Raw genomic sequence first — 4,162 nt, 5'->3', positions numbered from 1 at the left:
TTGATGATAAAAAAGCAAAGAGGCTGAATGATAAAGCCATTATTATCCGCTGGCATAAACTCTGTAAGGGCACTTTGCTTACTCAAAAATACATGCAAGGTGAAAAGCTAAGTAAAACAGAGCGCATATTTTTTAACCAAACGGTTGAGCAATATCGAGAGCGCTTAGCAAGCATCAGTTGGTTTATGCGACTATTAAATGAAGACATTGCGCGTAAAGCTAATAAAGAAGATGGTTGTACTGGCCGATTCTGGGAGGGAAGATTCAAATCACACGCATTATTAGATGAAGCCGCCATAGCTGCTTGCATGGCTTATGTCGATTTAAACCCCATCAAAGCCAAAATGGCGAATATCCCTGAAGAGTCAGCCCACACCAGCGTACAAAAACGCATTGAAAGTGCAAAGGACGGCAAACAACCAAAACAACTCCTGCGCTTTGCAGGCATGCCCAGACAACACATGGCAAAAGGATTACCGTTTGAGCTAAAATCTTACTTAGAATTAGTAGAGCTCACAGGACGATGTTTGCGTGAAGATAAACGCGGCCACATTGAAGAGGCGAACTTACCACTTTTAGCGCGCATCAATATCTCCCCTGAAAACTGGTTAAAGCTCACTACACACTTTACCCGCGTATTTCATGGCGCAGTTGGTAGACCGTCATCACACACAAGTTACTGTGAAAATTTAAACAGAAAACGACGCAGCAACCTCAGTAATTGCGAAAAACTACTCGCATAGTTGTAAAAACACATTCAAATGTTAAAAACTGCCCTTAGGCAGAAATTCGCATGCCTGTAATTTAGGATTTGGTGATGATGTACTTATATTAAAGTGAATACAGTGGTGATTTTAGATATTTAGAACATTGATATCTGATTTTACAGGGGGGGGGCTATGCTCTTTCCAAGAAATAATTAAGATGAGTGTCACCTTAATCCCTGTTTAGTTTTCACACATTTAAGAAAAAAAAGAATGTTTTTTAAGTTTATTAAGCTGGCCTTGTAATGGTCAAATTGGTTTCTGTTGGACTCCTTACGAGGAAGTTGCTGAAATATTTGCTAGTGGTTTAAACTATCTTGAATCGGGTGGTGTCTTATTAAAATGCGAGGCACCGACTAAATCTATATTAAGTGCACCAAATCTGCACAGAGTATATTTAAAGGAGTATGAGTATACATGCAACTTTGATCGTTTAATTAATGTGAGACTGCTAAAGACGTTTGCGAAGTATAATACTTAACAAGCACATGGTCGGATAAAGCTAGACTTGATTTCTAAATAATGGCTAGTGCGACCGTCCGCTTATCGCTCAAAGCAGTCACTAATTTACTCTACTTTATCTTTAAACTCACACAAGTCTTCAATAATACAGCTGCCACATTTAGGCTTACGCGCTACACAGGTATAACGCCCGTGTAGTATAAGCCGGTGATGCACGTCTACTTTAAATTCTTTTGGGACTACCTTTTCAAGCTTTTGCTCAACGGCTACTACATCTTTACCCATGGCGAGTTTAGTACGGTTTGAAACACGAAAAATATGTGTGTCTACCGCAATTACAGGCCAGCCGAAGGAGTCCCTCAAGGTGGGCCATTATCCCCTTTGCTTTCCACGCTTGCTGACTAATCCCACCATAGTAACAACTTATTTTTTATAACATCACTTTCTGGATTAAAGGCCATGCCTTGGTTAGCAGCTTCTTGATTTGCAATATTAAATATTGCCTCCCTTTCGCTCTGAGTAGTGGGTAAAGATATTTCCAAAGCGTCTGCGTATGGTCCACCTTCTTGTTGAATTCGGTTGTTACTGTCATATATTGCACTCTTGGGAATAGTCACTTTAATCGCCCCAACGCTATACAAGTTTTCTACAAAGCTAATAGCGTCCTGAGTACTAGCAAATCTATTACCTGCAAGCGCATGCTTGTTGTCATTTGATATGAGCCACTCCCGAGCCTCGGGTGGCTTCGGGTAGATGAAATAAGCTATTGCTGCCAGAACGATAACGAGTAAAACAATTTTAAACACTTCAACATTCCTTTGAGAGCTAACACTTTAGTGTTTATGCAACACGCAGTTTGTGTTGCATAATCGCTTGTTGGACTGAGGCGCTACCTGCTCGGTGTGTTCGCGTTGGTATTGTTTATGCTATGGACTTTACATATATAGAAAGGCTTTTTATGACCTAAGCTATATCAAGCCAATTTCATCGGCATGCCTGTGTATCTAAGCTATCTCTGCGTTACTCAGCGTTTATTATGTCCCTATTAAACCTAATATTTAACTGTTAAGCAATGATATTTTCACCACGCACAGTCGCTACTAGCCTGAGCAATTAAGCAGGTTAACTCATAACTTTAGGATGGGTGTCACCGCTGTTCCGTAGCCTAGATAGACTGTACAGCTATGTGCTGCACAGCTTATATAAATGGCTGAATAGGCGCAGTTATAATTGGAGTAATTTCAAGAAGATGTTAATGTATTACGCAATAGAGCGGCCAAGAGTGAGTAAGCGATTTATTCATGTGGACTGGTACTAAGTACGTGGTGATTTACACGCGTGAATATATAACTGAAGAGCCGGATGCGGTAGTTCCGCACGTCCGGATCTGTGTGGGGTCGGCCCAGTAATGGGTCGCTCTACCACGATTGGCGAAAGAGTTTCGTGCTATCTGAGAGGTAAAATGAAAAAAATAATATATATAACCTTATCAATTTTTTCCCTTTCGGGCTGTGTCAGTCCATCAGTTTATAAGTCAACAATAGTAGATCATTCAGCCTTTAAAAATCTCGGAACCTCGGTGAATTACACTGCTAAAGAAAAAAGAGTGTTTGTTGATAGAAAAGTTGTCTCAATGGAGTCGGATTCGCGTTACCAAGCTAATATAACTGATTTTGGTGATGAAATTAAATATAAAGAAAAAAGTAAGGAAATACTATTCACAAAGGGGGCTTTACAGTCAGACTCACATAAAGATTGGGATTATACATATAAAGGTAATATCCATATAGCCAAAACTATTAGAAAGTCAGGCGTAGATGGCAGCAAGCCAATCATGCTGAATAAAAGAATAGAAGCGAACATAACCCAAGTGAATAACTCGTTAATTGAATACTCTGATAGTAATAAAAAAATAACTTTGCACAATGAGCATTCAACTAGGCTAGAACATCCCAACTGGGACGAGCTATATTACTCAATAGATGAGCGATATGGCATTTATAGAGATATTAAAAAAGGTGTTTATAAATTATTTTTTACAGGCAAGTCAGGACGTTTATGGCAATATGAGTTTATTCCAAAATATGAAATGCATAAATCATTATCTAAAGGTGTTTATCGTTTCAGTGTTGTTAGTCAAGATAAAGCGTTAGCTTTTGATTTCTTGCCAACTAAAAATTTTATATGTGCTGATTTAGTCAAGCAGTATGCAAGTATTCGAAAAAAGCAGGGGCAACAACTAGCTAAAACTTTAATATTGGGCATTGTACAGGCATATACAAGCTATAGTGTTACAACATATTCAGGATCCTCTACATCATCATATAGCGGAGTATATAATGATGACTGGGGGTCTGGTTCATGGTCTGGGTATGGCACCAATTATTATACTGGTTATAGTAAAACCTATGATTACAGCTTTGTTGGAGAAAGAACAAAAGATCTGTTAGATATTGCATTCAACCCTAATGCGAGTATTGAACACTTAGAAACTGCTATGAATGCGAACGGCTGTAAAATTCCATAAATTTCGCCATAATCGGGTAGCCGGAGGTCTCTAACCTCCAGCCCCCACACCACCCATCATGCGGGTCCGCAATGGGCGGTTCATCTCCCGTAATGAATATTGATCCAAATATCTCTCAATGACACTAACCCTTGTGACGCTAAGTAGTTATTGCCTAGCGCAATGTTAATTCCTTTTGTTTTTGAGCTTCTACAAGGGCCTTTACTGGTGATACCACAGGCTATGGCGAGTCGCTCGCTAACACCCAATTTCATTAAACTGCGTACTTTGGTACGAGGTTTTCGCCACTGCCGCCAGTAGCACATCCTTATCCTACGGCGGATCCAATGATCTAAATCCACTGTTAGTTGATAAGCGTTGGCTATTAGGTAGTAGTGTCCCCAGCCACGTAAATACTGTGTGAGTTTAT

At 39.7% G+C, this 4,162-nt stretch carries 4 protein-coding genes and 1 pseudogene; 2 read left to right on the top strand and 3 right to left on the bottom strand.

Annotation, left to right across the window (positions count from 1 at the left end):
- On the top strand, positions 1–743 hold a 743-nt coding region (locus tag A7967_RS21880; RefSeq protein ID WP_064436106.1), incomplete at its 5' end, for a hypothetical protein.
- Between the two features lie 588 nt (positions 744–1,331).
- Here A7967_RS21880 and A7967_RS21875 read toward each other — a convergent pair.
- Both A7967_RS21875 and A7967_RS21870 read right to left on the bottom strand, forming a co-directional pair.
- Positions 1,332–1,589, bottom strand: a pseudogene (locus A7967_RS21875) (iron-sulfur binding domain-containing protein); the annotation flags it as partial.
- 38 nt (positions 1,590–1,627) lie between these two features.
- Complete coding sequence (locus A7967_RS21870) at positions 1,628–2,032, bottom strand: hypothetical protein (RefSeq protein WP_064436105.1); 405 nt, start codon at positions 2,030–2,032, stop codon at positions 1,628–1,630.
- Between the two features lie 656 nt (positions 2,033–2,688).
- Between A7967_RS21870 and A7967_RS21865 the strand changes: the two genes are divergently transcribed.
- A complete protein-coding gene (locus A7967_RS21865) occupies positions 2,689–3,753 on the top strand; it encodes a hypothetical protein (protein WP_157756441.1) in 1,065 nt (354 codons plus the stop codon).
- A gap of 80 nt (positions 3,754–3,833) precedes the next feature.
- On the opposite strand, the gene A7967_RS21860 is transcribed toward A7967_RS21865, so the two are convergent.
- On the bottom strand, positions 3,834–4,162 hold a 329-nt coding region (locus A7967_RS21860), incomplete at its 5' end, for a group II intron maturase-specific domain-containing protein (RefSeq protein ID WP_280138101.1).

Source organism: Pseudoalteromonas neustonica (assembly GCF_001653135.1).
Taxonomy (GTDB): domain Bacteria; phylum Pseudomonadota; class Gammaproteobacteria; order Enterobacterales; family Alteromonadaceae; genus Pseudoalteromonas; species Pseudoalteromonas neustonica.
This window is presented reverse-complemented; position numbering and strand designations above follow the sequence as displayed.